The organism is Pedobacter chinensis (assembly GCF_003339865.1).
In the GTDB taxonomy this organism is placed as follows: domain Bacteria; phylum Bacteroidota; class Bacteroidia; order Sphingobacteriales; family Sphingobacteriaceae; genus Pedobacter; species Pedobacter chinensis.
This window is the reverse complement of the sequence record NZ_QPKV01000003.1, coordinates 236938-258299: the sequence shown is the minus strand read 5'-3', so window position 1 is coordinate 258299 and position 21362 is coordinate 236938. Positions and strand designations below refer to the sequence as shown.

Sequence of the window (21362 nt, the reverse complement as noted above, 5' to 3'; positions counted from 1 at the left end):
TTAAATTGTCAAACTCATTTTACAGTATTAACAATATGCGCCAAATGATGTTTCCCATGCCAGGCATAAGTGCCCAACATATGCGCTAAAGTAAGCTCTTTCCCTTGGGCTGGATGAATATATTTTCGCTGATAATCTTCCAGTTTGAGCGTTTTAAGAAAGGCAACCCACCGTTGATGAAGCCCGTTCAATAATGCAATAGACATTTGTATATCGCCGTTTTTCCCTTCTTCAGTTTCTGCCCAACGTTCCTCATGGTATGGCCTGATGATGGGAATATCTTCAGTAATTGCTTGCTTGAAACGAATATATGCATTCATGTGGCTATCGGGAATGTGATGGACAACCTGTCTAAGCGTCCAGCCTTCGGGGCGATAAGTTTGGCTCAGTTGTTCATCAGTTAAATTTTCGGTTGCCTTTTTGATTTGCTCGGGCAGTGCTTCAATCTCTGAAATCCAGATTTCAGCCTGGTGTTCACTAAAAATATCGGGCATTGAAAATTTTCCAATTGGGTATTTAAGTTGTTCTAAATCCATGAAACCAAAATAACATTATTAAAGGTTATTTGCCACGGAAACACAGAATACACGGAATTAAAATCTCATTTATCCTGATAATCCCTTAATCCTGATCTACATTAATTTCTTTAACCATTTCAACAAACCCATTTGATAAGGTGGGTAAATCATTTTCGTCATGCCGAGTTTTGATTGAAAAACCACCGCCCTTTCGTGCGAGAAAGTTTTGAAACCAAAAATACCATGGCAACTTCCAACACCGCTGCTATTTACGCCTCCAAAAGGCAGGTTCGGATTGCTGATGTGAACCAGTACATCATTTACGCAAGTACCACCAGCACTGGTTTCGTTAATGATTTTACGTTGATTTTCTGAGTTTTCAGAAAAGATATAAAATGCTAATGGTTTATCTTTTGCATTAATAAAATCAATGGCTTCCTGTAGATTTTTATAAGTAACTACCGGTAAAACAGGACCAAAAATTTCTTCCTGCATGATCGCATTTCGGGCATTAACCGAAGTGAGAACGGTTGGATTTATTGTTAAATCTTTTTCGTTGACTTCTCCACCCCAGAATACTTTAGCACCGTCATCTGTAGCTCTTTTAATCAGATTAATTAACCGTTGAAACTGTTTTTCATTGATGATTTTTCCATAAACCTCCCGATTTATACCATTTTCATTGAAAAACATCTTTTGGACGGCAGATTTATAATATTCAATGAAATTTATTTCCAGCTTTTCATCAATTAAAACATAATCAGGAGCAATGCAGGTTTGCCCGGCATTTACTAATTTGCCCCAGGCAATTTTTTCTGCCGCTGTTTTCAGATCACAGGTTACATCAACAATTGCCGGCGACTTGCCGCCCAATTCTAATGTAACCGAAGTGAGGTTTGTAGCAGCGGCCTCCATAACCACTTTACCAATAGCTGTACTTCCGGTAAAAAATATATGGTCAAAGGGGTATTTTAATAGTATGGTTGAAACTTCTGCATCGCCCTCAAAACAAGCAATTTCCTTTTCATCAAAAGTACTTGAGATGATTTTGCTGATCACCGCGGCAGTGGCATTGCTCAACTCTGAAGGTTTTAAAATCACACAATTTCCAGCCGCAATCGCCGAAATCAACGGACTCATTATTAATTGCAAAGGATAATTCCAAGGTGCAATAATCAGGCAAACGCCCTTTGGCTCATAATAGATTTTATTACGGGCGAACAAATTGCTCATTGTTTTACCAGCCGTTTTTGGCTTCATCCAGCCTTTTAGCTTTTTAATAGCGTGGTCTATTTCAGCATAAGTAAAAAATAGCTCCGTTACAGCTGTTTCGAAACGGTTTTTACGCAAATCCCCTTCTAAAGCAGCATAAATCTCCTCTTCAGCATTCTCTAAAGCTTGTTTGAGCAATTTCAATTTCTCAATTCGCGTTTTTGAATTCGTTTTGCGTAAATCAAATTTGTGTTTCTGTTGTAAATCAAAAACTGATTTTATTTTTTCTTCCATTTTATATCATGGTCAATCCTGAGCCCGAAGGCTTATGAGAATCTTCGATAACTAGAGGTTGACATCTCTGGCTTGTCAGTTAAATTTAGTTAAAATACAATCATTTCATTAAAAATTCATTCATTTAAAGCATATTGCAAATAATTTTAAATTTCGCAAATGAAGAGATTGTTTTTTGTTTTCGCATTCATGATTCCTTTGATCATCAACGCACAAACGGTTAAAACAGATGTGTTGGTCGTTGGAAATACTGCAGCCGCTTTTTCGGCCGGGGTTCAAGCATTAGAATCTGGTGTAAAGACTATTGTCTTAACACAGAGCGATGGTTTCAAATTACAGGATTATAAATCCATCCCTGCAAGTGGTGTAACTAAAGCCTTTGAAAAAAGAGCCAGAAAATCTTTAAAACTTGCCGACAGCGTTCCGTTGCCAGAAATAACCAATCAAATAGCGACCGCGGTTATTAAAAACTGGTCGGATAGCTCGAAGCTTTTTGATGTAATCAACAATGCACCATACCATGAAATCAAACGTTCGGGCAATGGCTGGGAGTTGAGGCTGACTAAAAATAAAAGTATTAAAGCAAAGGTTTTAATCCTTGCAGATAATCCTGATAAGTTAATGGCTGCACTAAAAATCGCTTCTTTAAATCCAGCTGTGTTGAGCCAATTGAATTATAACGAAAATCTTTATCGCACCACAATTGCTGGTGCAACTTCTGCTGGTGCAGGCTTTTTATCCTTATATAATTTGCTCATCCCCAAACAGGAGAATCTATTGTACATTCCTTCTGATCATTTTGAAATCGGTCCTGCTGCTGGTGCAACAGCGGCTTATGCTGCTTTTTTCCAAACCAAAACCAGTTTATCCAACCTAAAGAGGATTCAGGGAGAATTATTAAGCTATAAACACGCTTTAATGCCTTTCGAAGATGTAAAAATTGCCGATTCAAATTGGCTGGCGATTCAAAAAATCGGAATTACTGGAATTATTAAAGCAGAGATCAGAAACGGGAAAGCATATTTCAATCCTGAAAAAGAAGTTTCTTATGATGAAATTAAACAACCGGTTAAGGATTATTACTACAAAGCTCAAATCTGGTTTGATGACCATCAAAACATTCCGATCAATTTAGAAAACACGATTGCAATGGTTAGTTATGTAGGCAATAAAGCGATTGAGGCAACTAAAACAGACCTTGCAAAAAAATGGAACAAGAATTATGGATTTTCCTCTAAATATGATTTGAAAAAGATTTTAACCCGCAGGGAATTCTCCGTTATCATTAATGAATATTTAAAACCATTCGATGATGTAAATGTGGATAGAACAGGAAGAATAATCCGATAGGCTTTTAACCTCCGGATCTATTAGCTTTTTTTGTCACGGAAACACGGGGAGTGGCACGGAATTGAATCATAGTCTCCGGGCGTTCTGCGCTTCCGTGGCAAGCTTTTTCAGGATAATCCGTTGTAACATTTCCATTTCCTTAATGATTTGGTATCTGCATTCTTTAAATTGCAACATCCAAAATAAACTTCATGAAGAAATATTTACTTTTCCTTTTGCTTTGCACAGGCAAATATACTTTTGCGCAACAACTTGCACCCTTAACTGTAGAGAAAATCATGAGAGATCCAAAATGGATGGGTACTTCTCCAACAAATTTTCGCTGGACAGCAGATGGTAAAACTTTATATTTTAATTGGAATCCTGAAAACAAGGAAAAGGAAGCGCTATACAAAGTCGCAACAACTTCAACAACCCCTATAAAGGCGGTTGATAAAGAAGATGAGAAATTATTGAGCTTAAATTATATTTACGGTAAAGATAATTCACTGGGATTAGTTGAAAAAAGTGGAGATATCTATTTACAGAATTTCAAAACCAATAAAGAAACCCGATTAACAAACACCATGGAAAGAGAAAGCAATCCGGTTTTCTTAACCAATGGCGATATTGTTTATCAATTGGGCGACAATCTGTTTCAGCTTAACTTAAAAACTGCTGAAACCAAGCAATTAACCAATTTCGTTAAAGGCAAAAAAGCGCCAAGAATTCCTGCAAAATCTTCTTCCGAACAAGATAATTGGCTAAAGGCACAACAAACAGAACTTTTTGATATCATCAAAAAAAGAAATGCTGAAACCGGTGGAGGACGAGGAGGAAGAACCCGTTTTGGATTGCCATCAGCAGATACAAAATCTTTAAAGGAAATTTATACAGAAGATAAATTTTTGAACAATGTGGTCATTAGCCCTGACGGACGTTTTATTACATATAAACTCACTACTCCAGCTCAAAACAACCACAGTACCATTGTTCCAAATTATGTAACAGCTTCGGGCTATACAGAAGATATACCAGGGAGAACCAAAGTTGGCGAAAACGAAAACATTACGCAAGGCTTTATATACGATACACAAAGAGATTCAGTTTATGCAATTCAAACCTCAACAATTCCTGGTATAAAGGATATTCCTGAATTTTATAAAGACTACCCAAAAGAACTTGATACATTAAAGAAGAAAAATGCCGACCGATTGGTTAATTTCTTTGGGCCGCTTTGGAATGAAAATGGCAGCACAGGAGTTATAGTTGCCACTTCTGCTGATAATAAAGACCGTTGGATTTTAAAATTAGATGCCCCTACAGGCAAGTTCAATTTAATTGACCGTCAACATGACGAGGCGTGGATTGGTGGCCCAGGCATTAGCGGATTTTTCCAGGGAAACACAGGTTGGATTGACAATAACCGTTTTTACTATCAAAGCGAGGCTACCGGATATGCTCATCTTTATACGGTTAATGTTAATACAGGCGATAAAAAACAATTGACATCGGGTAAATGGGAAGTACAATCTTTAAAGTTATCGAAAGATAAAAGCACATTTTATTTTACGGCAAATAAGGAACATCCCGGCATTACTAATTTTTTTAAAATTGGCGTAAATGGCGGCGAACCGGTTCAAATCACAACCATGAAAGGCCTGAATAATATTACACTTTCTCCTGATGAAAAGCATATCGCCATTAATTACTCTTATATGGATAAGCCTGGAGAATTATATCTTCAGGCAAATAAGGTTGGGGCAAAAGCAATAAAGATTACACAATCTGCTTCGGCAGAATTTAATTCCTACAAATGGCGCCAGCCTGATATGGTAACTTTCAAAAACCGGTATGGAGCCGATATTTATGCAAGGGTTTATCAATCAGATCAGCCGCATCCTAATCATCCGGCAGTGGTTTTTGTTCACGGTGCCGGCTACTTACAAAATGTTCACTTTGGATGGAGCACTTACTTCCGGGAGTTTATGTTTAACAATTTGTTAGCTGATCATGGATATACCGTAATTGATATCGATTATACCGGAAGTTCTGGTTATGGCCGCGACCATCGTACAGGGATTTACCGCCACATGGGTGGTAAAGATTTGACTGACCAGGTTGATGGCGTTAAATTTTTGGTTGAAAAATATGGTGTTAATCCTAAACATGTTGGTTTATATGGGGGTTCTTATGGTGGCTTTATTACTTTAATGGCCATGTTCAATGAATCTGACGTTTTTGCAAGCGGTGCTGCTTTACGATCAGTTACCGATTGGGCGCATTATAATCATGGTTATACTTCGAATATTTTAAATGAGCCTTTTAACGACCCAATTGCTTACAAAAAAAGTTCTCCGATATATTTTGCCGATAAGCTTAAGGGCAACCTGCTAATGGCTCATGGAATGGTTGACGTGAATGTTCACTTTCAGGATATTGTGCGTATCACACAGCGCTTTATTGAACTTGGAAAAAACAATTGGGAACTGGCCGTTTATCCGGTGGAAGATCACGGTTTTATTGAACCGAGCAGCTGGACAGATGAATATAAACGGATATTTAAATTGTATGAAAATACACTGAAGAAATAAGAATTAAGTCTTAAAGAAATATCCCGCAGATTCAAGAAATTACACAGACTTTATTTTATCTGCGTAATCAGTGGCATCTGCGGGAAATACCTGAAGAATCTCAACGTCATTCATCTTGATTTTCATCACCACGAAGTAACTGCGAGGCAAAATAAATTATCTTCAGGATTCACAATTATTTTTTGTTTTCTCCTTAAAGAACGTGAGTTCGGGATAAGAGATAAGATACCCTTTAGAGGTTAAAATCGATAAATTCATAAATTTTCCAGCACTGTATCAGTCCTTCGGACTTGAATTTGCTGTCATGCTGAGGAACAAAGCATCTGCAACCGATGAAACAGATACTTTGTGTCCCAGCGTGAGAGATGCTTAAAAAAGATTATGATTTCCAGTTATGGATGGAGCATCACAAAACCAAAAGCAGCTTTGATTCGTTTCCAGATAATTAAAAATAGCGAAATGTTATATAGTTTTGAACAATTATAGTTTTTGACTATATCGATATCAATAAATACAATTGATAATTAATAAAATCGGGTTGATTCGAGAGTGATTTAACGTTACCTTTGCAGCACAAAATTAAAGACAAAAAATTATGGCAATAGTAGGTAAAAAATTCCCGAGTGTTAGTATTGATGCAATGTCAGACATGGGTGATGACTTGAAAATCAATGTATTTGAAGAAGCTGTAAACAAAAATAGTAAAGTGTTATTATTCTGGTATCCAAAAGATTTTACTTTCGTTTGCCCTACAGAATTACACGCTTTCCAGGCGGCTTTACCTGAGTTTGAAAAAAGAAACACAATTGTAATTGGTGCATCCTGCGATACGAATGAGGTTCACTTCGCCTGGTTGAATACACCAAAAGATAACGGTGGTATTGAGGGAGTTACTTATCCAATTTTAGCTGATACACACAGACAATTATCTGGTATTTTAGATATTTTAGATCAGGAAGTTAACTACGATGAAGAAGGAAATGAATCTTTCTCTGGTTCAAATGTAACTTTCAGAGCTACTTATTTAATTGATGAAACCGGTAAAGTTTTCCACGAAAGTGTTAACGATATGCCACTTGGCAGAAACGTTAAAGAATATTTACGCTTAATTGACGCTTATGCTCACGTTCAAAAACATGGCGAAGTTTGTCCTGCAAACTGGGAAGAAGGAAAAGAAGCAATGAACGCAAACAGAACTGGCGTTGCTGAATATTTAGCCGCTAACTAATTAAGCAAAACGTTATGTTTTTAGAATTAACAGAAGATAATCTTCAACAATACCTGGCTGATAACCAGAAGGTTATGGTTCAGTATGCTGCATCCTGGTGCGGTAACTGCAGAATCATGAAACCTAAGTTTAAAAAATTAGCTTCAGAAAATGAAGACGTGGCTTTCCTGATTGTTGATGCCGAAAAACTTCCAAACTCACGCAAATTTGCAAACGTTGATAATTTACCAACTTTTGCAGCTTTTGAAGGGGGAAATTTGGTTGATCAGGTACAAACCAACAAAGCAGATGGTTTAATTGAACTATTTAACAAGATAAAGTAATGAAGATTCCGGTTATAAGACAATTATTTCAAAACACCACTCCGGCACAACTGGAGACAACTCTGGAGGTTTTGGAGGCTTTCTGCGAGTTCAGAGGCGTTAGTGAGCATGAGGTTGATGTTGCAGGCGAAATGATTACCAATATTTGTGGTGCGCTTGAAGTACATCAAATGGTGAGCGAAGGCGCTGCTGAAAAAGATGCATTAAATGCTTTTGGCCAAAAGGTAATGGGTTCGATTGATAGATAATTTCTTTAATCAGGCTCTTTAAAACAGAAAACCCTTTGCAGATTTGCAAAGGGTTTTCTGTTTTTTAGGCATCACGTCATTCCTGAGACACGAAGCAATCTTAATGCGAGGGGTTTTTTGCTATATTATTTTGTACTCTTCTTGACGCTCTGCCACATCGCTGTTAAGACCCTGAAATAAACGGCGCAGCCCTCTTGAATACCAATAAAAACTTAAAAACAAATGAAAAATTCAGGGTAACGATCGGTTTTGACTGGTGTAAAAAAGCTTGTGTGGATACAGAGCATGGAACTAATAGTTTTTTATAGCGCTTCGTAAGCGCTCTGTCATTCTGAATACTTGTGAAGCAAGCCATGAATGCAATTAAAATAACGTTATTAATGAATAATCTGCAACCGAAGAATCACAAAATCAACGGTAACCGGTAACCAAAACTTCTGCCGCTATGTTAGGGATCCTTCGTTCCTCAGAATGACAAAACGGCCAATTTTACGCCAAATTCCTGCCCGCATTTACAATCCCGAAAACCGTTCTAACAGCCAGTTTCTCTAATGCTGTTTGATCTTTTTCATTATGATCATGTTGCAGTTTCTCTAAAGCAAAGTGCTGAATTAAAACCAAAGGCAAAATAATCCGCTCACGCGTGGCAATGGATTTTTTATCAATTGGATAGTTTGCCATAAGCGAAGGCTGTCCTGATAGCTTTAAGAGCATTGATTTCGTCAATTCAAATTCATCATGTAGCTGCGTCCAGAAATTACCAAACTCTTTATCGCTGGCTAAATGTGCAGTGATTACAAAGTCTGATTTGCTCATGCTCATCATGCAGTTGTCCACAATCGTTTTCAAATAATCAGAATCCTGGTAAACCTTAACTACTTTATCCCAGTTTCCAGCTTTTTCCTGGCTTTTCAATGCTGTTCCCATTCCAAAGAAACCCGGAACATTTTGCTTTAACATGCTCCAGGCGGTCACAAAACTAATCGCTCTTAAATCTTCAAGCTTCATTTCGCCGCCACCATTTCTTTTTACCGGGCGACTGCTGATATTCGCCTGAGACAATAATTTTAGTGGAGAAAGTTTTTCCAGATAACTCACAAATAAAGGATGCTCACGCAGATCGACAAAAGCCTTATAGCTTTCTTCGGCCATTTCATCCAGCAAAGCTTTATTTTCTTCATCCAAAAGAATGTTGTGCCTTTCTTTCAAACCGGAAGTTAATCCGGCATTAATGAGTTGTTCAATGTTAAATTCAGCGCTTTCAACAGAGCCATATTGTGAACTGATCGTTTGTCCCTGAACAGTTAATTGCATGTTTTTATTGGCAATCTCCTTCCCCATTGAGGCATAAAAACGATGCGTTTTACCACCACCACGAGCAGGTGGCCCACCACGGCCATCAAAAAACGCCAATTGAATATTATGTTTTTTAGCTACTGCCGATAGCGATGTTTTACCATTAAAAATAGACCAGTTGGCCATTAAATAACCTCCATCTTTCGTACTATCAGAATAACCCAACATGATATCTTGCTTATTGCCCCGGCTTGCCAAATGTGCTTTGTAAAATGGATTACTGTAAAGTGTATCCATAATTGCCGCAGCACCCTTTAAATCGTTTACGGTTTCAAACAAGGGCACGAAATCAATCGTCAGGTTATCCTTGCTCCAGCCATTCCACAAGAAAAGTTCAATCAATTGAAGAATATCACTGGCCTGCTGACAGTTACTAATGATGAATCGGTGACAGGCTTTTTCGCCATTACGTTTCTGGATGCCTTTAATTTCTTTAATGGTTTGAATCGTGTCTTTAATTAAATCATCTCCCTCGGTTGCATAAACAATTGTTGCTTCCTTAAAAGAAATCAGTTTTAGCTTTTCAGTTTCTGTAAGTTGATCATAATTATCAGGATATAATGATGAAATGGGTTTATTTTGACGACAATATGCATGAACGTTTCTTAACACTCGGCTATCCTGACGAATATCCAGTGAAGCAAAATAGTTTCCGTATAGATCAATTTTACGAATCAAATCGTTTACCAAATCAACGAACAAACCTTCGTGTTCAGCTAATAAAGTTTCTTTTATTTTATTCAGGTTTTCTTTTAATTCATCAGAGATATCGTGTAATTCACAGCTTTGATCGAAAGCATTTCTATAAAGAACATCGTGCAGGTTCGCTATATTTTCTTCTACGCCTCTAAAAGTAATGCGGCGTTTAATTACCCTAAAATCACGATAGTAGCAACGGAAAAGAATTTGACGCAACATTTTAGAAACCTCCAAAGTGGTATCTGCATGAATATTTGGATTTCCATCTCTGTCACCTCCAGGCCAAAAGCCCAGCTCTAAAATCTTTTTCGTTTCCAGATTATATTCATCCAGGTTCTGGTCAATTTCTTCCTGAATATTTGCCGCAGCGAAATAAAAGGTATTCTCTAAAAACCAGGCTAAATTCAGTGCTTCATCAACAGGTGTTGGTGATTTTTTATTAAAAAAAGGTGTTTTACCCAATTGCTGCAAAAGAGAGTTCATGGAGATAATATCGTTATCTCTAATGGCTTTGGTTAAATCAGTTATAATGGCCAAAACATTTCCCGGATAAAATTGAGTGGGATGGGCGGTTAACACCAAACGAAGTGAAAGCTCATCGATCAATTTCTCAATTTTAGCTAACATTGACTTATTATCAGCATTCTTTTTCAGGATAAAAGCCAGCGTACTCTGCTCATCTGTAGTGTTTAGCTTAGTGAAAGAGGCATCCTCTACAGCATCAAAAAGCACAACCTGACGCTCTATATATTGAATGAAGCGAAAAAGCAAGTCAATGATATCTTTTCTATCAGTATAACTGGTAAACTTTGAAAAAAACTCTTCAATAATCTGAGCAGGTTTTTGTCCGTTTGCTATTCCATCTTCACAGCTTTTAAAAAATAATGGCAATAATGTTCCTGTATCCTTAATCTTATAAAAAGGCAGTGTTAAAAACAAACTGTTAAACAGTTCAAATTTTGAGATTACCTCGTTGTTAAAAATAGATTCTCGTTGCGTTGTTAAACGAAGTTTAGGCATAGCTTAAGCAATAGTTTTGTATACGGTAATACTACAAAAAATGCGTAAGGTATTAAAATTCTAAGGCTTACAATTTGGAAAATTGTAGAATAAATTTTAATTTTAGAATCTTATTTGGCTACCTGGTAGTGAAGTAAGAACATTTGCAATGTTTAAGGGCATTGCATTGATTGTTAATTTTTTGGGTTAAAACAGCCGATGTAATAAAATACACCGGCTGTTTTTATTTTTTATCATTATTTATACTGGTTCTTTGCAAATTTTAATGCACATCGGCAGGAATGTTTGCATTTTTCTTAAACTTTTGAAGGTAAAGCAAAGGAATTGAAAACAACATAATTAAACCAGCAACCCAATAAGCATCATCATAAGTAAGCAACATGGTTTGTTTGGTCACAATCCCTTCCATTGCTTTTGTAGCCATGATTTTAGCATCGATAAAATTTTGTCCTTTTGCCATGAAAGTTTTGATCAGGCCGTTAAAGCGTTCTACAAAAGCCGGGTTGTACTCATTCAGGTTTGTGAGCAAGTTGCTTCGGTGAAAACCAGAACGAATGTGAATTAAAGTGGTTAAAGCCGCGATTCCGAATGAACCTCCTAACTGACGCATCATGTTATTCAAACCAGAACCTTGTCCAATTTCAGGGCCTTTTAAATCCTGAATGGCGAGTGTGGTTAAAGGAACAAATAACAAGGCCATTCCCACGCCCCTGATCATCAACGGTAAAAAGAAATCATTTGTTCCAGATTGTAAGGTTGAGTTGCTCAGCATCCAGCAAAAAACAAAGAATAAAAGCATTCCACCAGTAGCCATAAACTGAGCTGGAATACCCTTTTTAAGCATAATACCAATAAAAGGCATCATCACAATGGTACATAATCCACCGGGAAACAACAATTCTCCGGTTTGCAAAGCTGAAAATCCCAATAAGTTTTGGCAAAAAACAGGAAATACGAACACCGAACCATACAAACCAAAACCTAGCACAAATGAGGTAAACATACCCACAGCAAAACTCCTGTGGCGCATAATTTTAAAATTTACGATCGGATGGTCTGTTGCCATTTCCCGCCAGATGAAAAGCAGTAAACCAATAACAGAAGCCGCAGCTAATCCTGTGATATATGGTGTGGCAAACCAGTCTTCACTTTCGCCTTTTTCCAACACGGTTTGCAAACTACCTACTGCAACGGCCAATAATGCGATACCCCACCAATCGACAGGTTGGCCCTGCCCTTCTTTCGGAGTCGCCCGAACAAACGTGTACGTACAGTAGGCGGCGAGTATTCCGACGGGAATATTTACATAAAATATCCATGGCCAGGAGCTGATATCCAAAATATATCCACCAATGGTTGGACCTACGGTTGGGCCAACTACCGCACCCAAGCCAAATAAGGCGGTTGCTATACCCACATCCTCACGAGGCCAGGTTTCAATTAAAATAGCTTGCGCTGTCGATATTAAACCACCACCTGCCAAACCTTGTATAATCCTGAATAAAATCAGTTCATTCAATGATGTTGCATTTCCGCACAAAAAGGAAACGAGGGTAAAAACAATAATGGAAGTCAGAAAATAATTTTTCCTGCCAAACCGGTTCCCCAACCAGCCAGACATCGGCAATACGATAACGTTCGCTACCGCATAGCCGGTAGAAAGCCAGGCGACATCTTCTAAGGTGGCGCCCAGGTTTCCCTGTATTTGTGGAATTGCAACGTTCACGATGGTGGTATCAATCAGCTCCAATAACGAAGCTGTGATCACCGTAAAAGTAATAACCCACTTTTTTAAACCTACTTCGGCCATTTTAATTTTTTATTTTGTAGATACTGATGCTTTAACACTCATTCCAGGGCGTAATTTTGCAAGTAGTTCTTTTGATGGATGAATTTTGATTTTTACCGGAACACGTTGAACAACTTTAACGAAGTTACCTGTGGCATTATCCGGAGGCAATAAAGATCCTTTAGCACCGGTAATTGGAGAGAAGTTATACACTTCACCTTCAATTTTCTCGTTTGGATAAGCGTCTACTTCGATTTCTACTTTAGAACCTGTTTTGATTTTCTCTAATTGGGTTTCTTTAAAGTTTGCGGTCACGTAGATACTTCCATCATTAACTACCGAAAACAAAGCCTGCCCCGCTTGCACCAATTGGCCTTTTTGAACGTTCTTTTTAGATACAATACCTGATGCCGGTGCTTTGATATCGGTATATGATAATTGAAGTTTAGCAAAATCAATATCGCTCTGGCGCTGACTGATTACATTATTGCTCACGGCCAGTTGCGATTGAGTAGTACCCACTTGTTTAACTGCGGCATTGTATTGATCTACAGCAGCCTGGTATGCAGCCTGAGCAGATTCTTTTGATGCCTTAGCCTGGTCAAATGCCTGTTGCGTAATGGAACCGTCTTTTACCAGGTTTGCATAACGATCATAATCTTTATTGGCTAAGTTTAATTTAACTTTTGCAGCTTCTACATTGGCTTTTGCTGTGCTTGTATTGGCTTGAGTAGCTATAATCTGTGATTGAGCAACACCAACACCCGCATTTGCACCTTTCTGACCCGCTTCTGCCTGCTCCAGTTTTACTTTAAAATCACTATCATCAAGTTTAACCAAAACCTGACCTTCAGTTACGTGGGTATTTTCTTCGAAATTAATATCCTTAACATAACCACCCACACGCGCAACAACAGGGCTGATGTCTCCGTCAATCTGCGCATCATCCGTATCAACGTGCTTGCTGTAATAATTCCATTCTGTGATGCCAAAAATGACACCAATTACGAGTAAAACACCTAAAATGATGGGTACTACAATATTCTTTTTTTTCTTTTCAGTTGTCATTGCTGTATTTATTGCGTTATTTTTCCTGTTGATTTGAGTAGAGTGTAGTAAGCTAAACCAGCGTCGGCTTTTGCTATCTCTAAATTTATTTTAGCTTGATATAATAATGTTTCAGCATCAATCCGATCGGTAACCGAAGCCACATTATTTTTGTATTTCGATGCCAGTAATTTATCATTTTCGGTGGCCTGGGCAATTGAGGTTTCTAAAACCTGTATTTTATTGATCGCCAGCTGATAGTTTTGATAGTTCCTGTTGATATCTGTTTTTACCTGATCAGATAAAATGTCTTTTTGAAGTGTGATTTCATTCTGCTGAATTTTTGCTTCACTTACTTTGTTTTTGTTGGTCCAAAGGCTGCCAATATTCCATGAAACCGTTGCGCCAACGGTAACAGGTAACAAATATTGGTTTACCGGAGGAATAAAACTACCACTTGGATTGATATAATATAAGTTAGCACCAACACCAACGGTAGGCAAAGTGTTCGCTTTAATGGTTTTAATGTTATAATCAGCAACTTTATTTTGCACATCAAGTTGTTTTAATTCCTGACGGTTTGCCATGGCCAAACTGATGTAATCGTTTAAAGCACTGGCGGTTTTTAAGCCTGCGTCCGGATCAACAATTTTAACCTCAGTATCTTCCGGTAAGCCCAATAAAATATCAAGGTTATAGTTAATCACTTTGCGATTGCTTTCTATATCCATTTGGGTTAACCTTACATTAGCTTGTTGTAACTGGAAACGCAGCACATCGTTTTTAGTCACAATGCCCTGTTCGAAAAAACGTTGGGCCTGTTTAATCTGAGCAGCAATTGATTCTAAATTCTGATCAACCACTTTTCTGCTTTGCAGCACTTTATATAACGAATAATAGGTGTTGATTACCGCATAAGTAATTTCTTCTTTGCTTTTATCAGCGTCTAAACGGGCAACATCTGCCAGTAGCTTAGTCGATTCTTTGGCATATTTAAGTTTGCCACCCCCATAAACCAACTCCTGAACAGCTGCAGTTCCAACAAAGGCATCGGCTCTGCGTGGTAACTGTAAAGCCGTTGCGCCTTCGCCAAGGCTAAAAGTATGCGTAGGTATTTCAGCATGATTGTACATGAAGCTGGCATTTGCAGATGGCAGCGCATTATCTTTTACCACTTCCAGCTGAGCAACCGCCTGATCAATTTTATTTTGGGAGAGTTTTAAATTTTTACTGTTGGCAATGCCAAGTTCTATTGCTTGATTGATATTTAATTCCTTAATACTTTGGGCAAATAAAGCTGCAGGAATTAATGATGCCACAAGCATTAATCTGATTGATTTGGGGATCATTTTTTTGATGTTAAATAAACTGTTGTTAGGTCTTTTAAATGAGCAATGGTGCGCTCTTTAATAATTTTTTTATTCTTCGGGTCGTTTAAATCAAAGTTGGAGCAAGGCATTACTTTGTTTGGAGCAATCACAATATTGGTAACGGTTCCCATAATGGTAGCAATAACCATTCTTACATCAACCTGTTTAAAACTGCCATCCTCAATTCCATCTGTAATAATTCGATCAATAAGCTGCATATTATGGCTCATGGCATCTTTGATCTTATCATACATTTCAGGTCTTTGCGTTAAAGACAACTCCCTGTGCATCATTTTATGGAAAGCCGTATTATTTAATATCCTGTTTACATAACCTTCTATAACCTTATGTAATTTCTCTAATGCCGAAATTTTATCCTCGTTGATGATTTTTAACTGAGAAGCAAAACCTGCTATACGCTCATTCATAATCTCAACAAAAACACCTTCTTTAGAACCGAAATAATAATTAATCATGGCCATATTAGCGCCAGACTCTCTGGCAATTTGCCGGGTTGAAGTACCTTCATAACCCGTTTCACAAAACAGCTTTTCTGCTGCTTCCAAAATGGCTTGTTTTTTATCTACTTTTTCTGTTTTCATTTCTTTTTGTTGACACAAAATTAATCAATCGTTTGATTAATTTCCAAATATATTGATCGTTCTTTTACATTATCTTGATAAAAGCTTAATTTTAATGACAATATTTTCCCGTGTTATGAAATTAAATGGCTTTATTCTTCTCTTCATTGGTTGTTTTACATGCTTGCTGATGGCTTTTAAAAGCGACAAAAAACCAGAGCAACAGAACTGGATAAGGGTTAATTTACTGGGCTATCCAACTCATGGGATAAAAGTTGCAGTTTGGGCAAGTAAAAACAATGAAATTCCTGCTCAATTTGAAATTATTGAAGAAGGAACAAATAAAGTTGTTTACACCTCAGGCAGCATCAAAAATTTTGATGCTTATGGCCCGTTCAATAAAACCGCCCGCTTAAATTTTTCTGATTTTAAACTGAAAGGGCGTTTTTTCATCCGCGCTAACGGAATCCTTTCTCCCCTGGTTTTAATTAACCATGATGTTTATAAAGGTACAGCCGATTTTTGTTTGCGTTATATGCGCCAGCAACGGAGTGGCTTTAACCCATTTTTAAAAGATAGTTGCCACACACACGATGGCTTTGTTTTATACGGCTCAAAAGCTGGAATTAAAGATAGTACACATTTCGATGCATCCGGCGGATGGCATGATGCAAGCGATTATTTGCAATATTCAACCACATCAGCAAATGCAACTTATCATTTACTCATGGCCTATCGCGATTTTCCACAAGTTTTTGGAGATGATAAAATGGATAATGGTCTGGATGGTAAAAATGGAAGAGCCGATGTTTTAGATGAGGCAAAATGGGGCCTGGATTGGTTGCTCAAAATGCATCCGAAGAAAAATATAATGTTTAACCAGCTGGCAGATGATCGCGATCATATCAGTATGCGCATCCCAAAAGAAGACAATCAATATGGAAAAGGATTTGAGCGCCCGCTTTATTTTATTACGGGCGAGCCGCAGCAACGCGGAAAATTCATGAATGCCACAACGGGCACAAGCTCTACCGCAGCCAAATTTACCAGCGCCTTTAATTTAGGTGCAACCTTGTTTAAAGATCTGGATAAAAATTATTCAGCCTTGCTTAATCAGAAAGGAAAAACGGCATTAAAATTTGCCCTTCAAAAACCAGGAGTAACACAAACCGTTTCGGTAAAATCGCCCTACATTTATGCGGAAGATAATTGGGTTGATGACCTTGAACTGGCCGTGGCTTCATTAAATTTTCAAACTACAAAATCAAGCCAGAAAACCATAAACAATGCTTTATTTTATGCCGAGAAGGAAAAAACTACTCCATGGATGGAAAAAGACACTGCGGCCCATTATCAGTACTATCCCTTTATCAACCTTGGCCATTACGAACTGGCCAAACAATTAGAGGGAGAGAACAGAACTAAGATCCAAAATTATTACAAACTCGGCATTGAACAGGTTTGGAACCGGGCAAAAACAAACGCTTTTTATAGAGGTATTCCTTTTATTTGGTGCAGCAACAATTTAACAGTTGCTTTTGCGATGCAGTGCGGCTGGTATGAGAACCTGACTGGTGATAAGCAATTTTCTGAACTGGAGCAGGCGAATTTCGATTGGATTTTTGGATGTAATCCGTGGGGAACCAGCATGGTTTATGGTTTACCGGATTGGGGAGATACACCAACAGACCCACATTCTGCTTTCACGCATTTAAAAAACTACCCTATTGATGGTGGCTTGGTTGATGGACCTGTTTATACCAATATTTACAAAGGTTTAATTGGAATTCAGTTAGCTGAAGATGATGAATATGAAGCATTTCAGAGTGATTTAGCGGTTTATCATGATGATTATGGCGATTACAGCACCAATGAACCAACCATGGATGGAACAGCATCGCTCATTTACTTACTGGCAGCGAAAGAAGCACAATCAAAACCGATCAATTCCAATAAAACTTACAGTTTAGGTGCAAATATTAGAGGAGATTCAACAATCAAAAAAATTTCATTGGTATTTACTGGCGACGAGTTTGCAGATGGAGGAGAAAAAATATTGAAAACCCTCGATGAAGAAAAGGTAAAAGCATCTTTCTTTTTAACGGGCAATTTCTATAGAAATCCAAAATATAAAGCATTGATAAAAAAGTTAAAACTAAAAGGTCATTATTTAGGGCCGCATTCAGATCGGCATCTATTATATTGTGATTGGAATAACAGGGATAGCTTGCTCATCAGCAAATCGGAGTTTGATCGGGATTTAAACTCCAATTATGCTGCGATGGCAAATTTCGGAATCAGGAAGTCTGAAGCAGGTTACTTCCTTCCACCGTATGAGTGGTATAACGAAACCATTGCCAACTGGACAAAAGAACAAGGCATAAAATTGATTAATTTTACACCAGGAACACGCTCCAATGCCGATTACACTTATCCAGAGATGGGAAAAAGCTATCGTTCCAGCAATGAGATTTTCAAATCAATAACCGATTTTAATGATAAAAATCCCAGTGGTTTAAACGGGTTTTATTTGTTGCTGCATATTGGAACAGACCCAAGAAGAACGGATAAATTTTACGACAGATTACCTGAATTGATACATTACTTAAAAAAAGATGGCTATCAATTAACAAGAATTGATAATTAATTGAAATATTGAGCCAAGTTGGCAAATTATAATTTAAAATAAATATTAACTTTGCCCCTAAATAACAAAAAAATGAGTGTACAAGAAAACAGCAGCAATAATTTCAACTGGCTATATTATGCTTTAGGTTTATTCTTTGGAGTTTTAACCGGAGCAATCATTACGCATAATTATATTTTCGCAATTTTAGGTGGTGTTTTAGGTTTGTTAACCGCAGGCTTATTTTTAAATGCCATTGTAAAAGGCAGAAAATACTAGTCTATCGTCAATTAACCTGAATATCCTTTAAACAGGAGTTTTAACTAAATCTCACAGCAAATGAAACCGTTATGATTTTAAAAATCGTTGTAAAATCATAATAGCTTCATTACCAAATGAAAACAAACTATCTACAAATGAAAAATATCTTCATTGTTGTTTTCGCTCTCGTATGCTTTAGTGTAAAGGCACAGGAAATTACTTCTGCTGATGTTAAATTTCCACCTGCAGACCCAAGCCCGGCAGATATTGTTTATTATCCATTAAATGCTCCTAAAGCAAAAAATGGAGATGTGACTACGCCTATCATCAAAATTGTATATTCTCGTCCACAAAAAAAAGGGCGTGATATTTTTGGCGTTTTAGAGCAATATGGGAGGGTTTGGCGTTTTGGCGCAAATGAAAGCACAGAGATTCGTTTCTTTAAAAAAGTAAGCATCGGTGGAAAAAAAATCAAATCGGGAGCTTACAGCTTATTTGCAATTCCTAATCAGGATAACTGGACAATTATTGTAAACAAGCAAATTGACCGATGGGGTGCTTTTACTTACGATCAATCAAAAGATGTGGTTCGCGTTAACGTCCCTGTTAAAACCTTGACCAAACCTATTGAATACTTTTCTTTAACTTTTACAACAAAAGAAAAAGGTGCAAACTTGATCATTGGCTGGGATAAAACGCAAGTTGAATTGCCAATTTCTTTCTAGATAACTTTAAAAAACATAAAGGCCCTGACTTCAAAAATCAGGGCTTTCTTTTTTCAATCAAAACGAAATTTAAACCAGCTTTTTAACTGTACTTTCATTGCTGATATACAATTTATATACCTGGGTAATTTTCCATTCGCCTTCCTTATCTTTTTCAATAACCACAAAGTTTTGCTGATTACCGTCAAAGAGATCATAACTGATATCAACACGGGCAATTACCAATGCATCTGTTTCTGAAATGATGCTTGAGCTGATGTTACAATCCCTTTGTTTAACGCCATCATTCTTTTTTAATTGATTTAGAATATCGCTTCCTTTATGTTTAATTACCCTCACATCACGGTTAGAAGTATAAACGGCATCATCACTCAAAACGGCCTTTAACTTCTTATAATCAGAATTAATGTAACTATCCATAAAGTAATTAATTACCGATTTGTGGCTTGCTGTAGGTTTTTCTGCCGCAACAACATGGTTTGTGATTATCATACCTAGTAATAAAATCACCAATGCTTTTAGTTTCATAACTATTTGTGTTTTTTTATTAAATTTCGGTTAGAAATGAAAATTAAAATATGCCGATAACACCTTCTTTTTCAGATAACTAAAATGTGATTTTCATAAAAAAACCCTCTTCAAAAATATTGAAGAGGGCAGCTAAATTAAAAACTGTTTGTTTGGTTAGTATCCTGGGTTTTGTTGTGGTTTCAACACCGGGTTTGCATCTAATTCTGCTTGTGGAATCGGAGAAACCAATCTGTTATCTCCCGAAGGGAAGTTTACTATTTTCCAGTGAACGGTAGAGCCTGTTCTGTTAACACCTTTATTGGTGCGCAATAAATCGAAAAATTTGTGTCCTTCGCCATATAGCTCTTTATTCCGCTCTGTTAAAATCTCTTCAATTAACGCATTTCCTGTATTCGCTGAAACAGTTGTTGCAACGCCAGCCCGTTGTTGTACGGCCAGCAGTGCTTGTTTAGCAACAGCCTCATTTGTCAGCCTTGCTTCTGCCTCTGCCTCAATCAAATACATTTCCGATGAACGGATTAACACCTGATTGTTCGCATTGGTGGTGGTAAAATCAAACTTGTTGATCAGGTAACCCTCTCCTCTTCTTCTGTATTCGCCTGTACTTGCCGCTGCAGTTGGACTGCTTTTCACTAAAAATTGCTTTTTACGTTCATCATTCGCTGCAAATGAGTTAAAGAAATCATCAGTAACCCTGAAACTGGAATAACCTACATCATAAGGATCGTAAAAAGAAGATACCGCTAAAAACCCCTGGTTATCATCAGTTCTGACGTTGATGGCATAAATCCACTCAGAAGTTGGATTGTTAAAACCAGTAAGAAGCGCCGCTGCGGTACTTAACGGCTTTGCTGCGCGGGCTAATTTCGCGTATCTGCTGGCTTCAGCCCAATTCCCCATAGTTAAATAAACTCTGGCCAAAATACCCTGTATGGCAGGAACACTCATTCTGTAAATGCTGGTTCTGCCAGTTGTTGGCAAATTCGTTTCAGCATATTTTAAATCCTCCAGAATAAAGGCATAAACATCTTTTACTTTATCTCTTGATGGAGAGGTTTCGTTTGGCCCTAACGGTTTTCTCAGAATCGGAACGCCCAAAGCATCTGGATTTACGCTATAAGGTTGTGCAAACCAACGTACCAACCAAAAATATGTGTAAGCCCTTAACGCTCTTGCTTCAGCTAAATATTCAGTTTTTAAAGCATCGCTAATGGGTGATGCAGGTATGTTTTCTACGAACTGATTTGCATTAGAAACCACCTTATAGCTGTACTCCCACCAGGCGGCTACATCAGCACTATTTACTGTTTCAATGAATTGATATTGGGCAACAAAACGATTATAATTTGCGGCTCCGCTAACAATCATCACATCGTTGCCCTTAACATCGGCACTTAAGATCATGTTATTGGTGTAGCCTGAAAATGTGGTAAGATCATAAATACCGGTCATTGCTGCCTGTATTTTTGCAGGAGAAGAAAAGGCTTCCTTTGCATTGATTTGTTGCGTTGGTGTAACTTCTAGAAAATCTCTTTTACAAGCGGTAGCGCTAACCAATAGCAGCATAACACCTGTATAAATTGCGGTTTTATATGTTTTTAAATTTCTCAT

Annotated in this window: 17 protein-coding genes; 8 read left to right on the top strand and 9 right to left on the bottom strand. The window is 37.6% G+C overall.

Going from position 1 to position 21362, the window contains the following annotated elements:
- Window positions 1-14 precede the first annotated feature (14 nt).
- Window positions 15-536: a YfiT family bacillithiol transferase gene (locus DU508_RS06405; RefSeq protein ID WP_115402014.1), complete on the bottom strand. Its 522-nt coding sequence runs from the start codon at window positions 534-536 to the stop codon at window positions 15-17.
- Window positions 537-632: 96 nt separating this feature from the next.
- On the bottom strand, window positions 633-2024 hold the full coding sequence (locus DU508_RS06400) for an aldehyde dehydrogenase family protein (RefSeq protein WP_115402013.1): 1392 nt from the start codon (window positions 2022-2024) through the stop codon (window positions 633-635).
- 159 nt (window positions 2025-2183) lie between these two features.
- Between DU508_RS06400 and DU508_RS06395 the strand changes: the two genes are divergently transcribed.
- From DU508_RS06395 to DU508_RS06375, 5 genes are all read left to right on the top strand, one after another.
- Window positions 2184-3374, top strand: a complete 1191-nt coding sequence (locus DU508_RS06395; RefSeq protein ID WP_115402012.1) for a hypothetical protein — start codon at window positions 2184-2186, stop codon at window positions 3372-3374.
- Window positions 3375-3565: 191 nt separating this feature from the next.
- On the top strand, window positions 3566-5947 hold the full coding sequence (locus tag DU508_RS06390; protein ID WP_233509404.1) for a S9 family peptidase: 2382 nt from the start codon (window positions 3566-3568) through the stop codon (window positions 5945-5947).
- A 595-nt stretch (window positions 5948-6542) separates the two neighbouring features.
- Window positions 6543-7175: a peroxiredoxin gene (locus tag DU508_RS06385; RefSeq protein ID WP_039479644.1), complete on the top strand. Its 633-nt coding sequence runs from the start codon at window positions 6543-6545 to the stop codon at window positions 7173-7175.
- A gap of 14 nt (window positions 7176-7189) precedes the next feature.
- Window positions 7190-7498, top strand: coding sequence for a thioredoxin family protein (locus DU508_RS06380; RefSeq protein ID WP_115402011.1), 309 nt, complete (start codon window positions 7190-7192; stop codon window positions 7496-7498).
- Window positions 7498-7746, top strand: coding sequence for a DUF6952 family protein (locus DU508_RS06375; protein WP_010599336.1), 249 nt, complete (start codon window positions 7498-7500; stop codon window positions 7744-7746). The genes DU508_RS06380 and DU508_RS06375 overlap by 1 nt, the downstream gene beginning before the upstream one ends.
- 489 nt (window positions 7747-8235) lie before the next feature.
- Here DU508_RS06375 and DU508_RS06370 read toward each other — a convergent pair whose 3' ends face one another.
- The 5 genes from DU508_RS06370 to DU508_RS06350 all read right to left on the bottom strand — a co-directional run bounded on the left by DU508_RS06370 (window position 8236) and on the right by DU508_RS06350 (window position 15629).
- Complete coding sequence (locus DU508_RS06370; protein WP_115402010.1) at window positions 8236-10821, bottom strand: phosphoenolpyruvate carboxylase; 2586 nt, start codon at window positions 10819-10821, stop codon at window positions 8236-8238.
- A 262-nt stretch (window positions 10822-11083) separates the two neighbouring features.
- Window positions 11084-12631, bottom strand: coding sequence for a DHA2 family efflux MFS transporter permease subunit (locus tag DU508_RS06365; RefSeq protein WP_115402009.1), 1548 nt, complete (start codon window positions 12629-12631; stop codon window positions 11084-11086).
- Between the two features lie 9 nt (window positions 12632-12640).
- A complete protein-coding gene (locus DU508_RS06360; protein WP_115402008.1) occupies window positions 12641-13678 on the bottom strand; it encodes an HlyD family secretion protein in 1038 nt (345 codons plus the stop codon).
- 8 nt (window positions 13679-13686) lie between these two features.
- Entirely contained in the window at window positions 13687-15006 is a 1320-nt protein-coding gene (locus tag DU508_RS06355) for a TolC family protein (protein ID WP_115402007.1), read from the bottom strand.
- Window positions 15003-15629, bottom strand: a complete 627-nt coding sequence (locus tag DU508_RS06350; RefSeq protein ID WP_115402006.1) for a TetR/AcrR family transcriptional regulator — start codon at window positions 15627-15629, stop codon at window positions 15003-15005. The genes DU508_RS06355 and DU508_RS06350 overlap by 4 nt, the downstream gene beginning before the upstream one ends.
- Before the next feature lie 169 nt (window positions 15630-15798).
- Between DU508_RS06350 and DU508_RS06345 the strand changes: the two genes are divergently transcribed.
- From DU508_RS06345 to DU508_RS06335, 3 genes are all read left to right on the top strand, one after another.
- Window positions 15799-18255: a glycoside hydrolase family 9 protein gene (locus DU508_RS06345; RefSeq protein WP_233509403.1), complete on the top strand. Its 2457-nt coding sequence runs from the start codon at window positions 15799-15801 to the stop codon at window positions 18253-18255.
- A gap of 72 nt (window positions 18256-18327) precedes the next feature.
- Entirely contained in the window at window positions 18328-18513 is a 186-nt protein-coding gene (locus DU508_RS06340) for a hypothetical protein (protein ID WP_115402005.1), read from the top strand.
- A gap of 137 nt (window positions 18514-18650) precedes the next feature.
- Entirely contained in the window at window positions 18651-19220 is a 570-nt protein-coding gene (locus tag DU508_RS06335) for a DUF2911 domain-containing protein (RefSeq protein ID WP_115402703.1), read from the top strand.
- 69 nt (window positions 19221-19289) lie between these two features.
- Here the strand turns inward: DU508_RS06335 and DU508_RS06330 are convergent, their stop codons facing one another.
- Window positions 19290-19748, bottom strand: coding sequence for a hypothetical protein (locus tag DU508_RS06330; protein ID WP_115402004.1), 459 nt, complete (start codon window positions 19746-19748; stop codon window positions 19290-19292).
- A 156-nt stretch (window positions 19749-19904) separates the two neighbouring features.
- Window positions 19905-21362 (bottom strand): RagB/SusD family nutrient uptake outer membrane protein, encoded by a 1458-nt coding sequence (locus DU508_RS06325; protein WP_115402003.1) that lies wholly within the window; start codon window positions 21360-21362, stop codon window positions 19905-19907.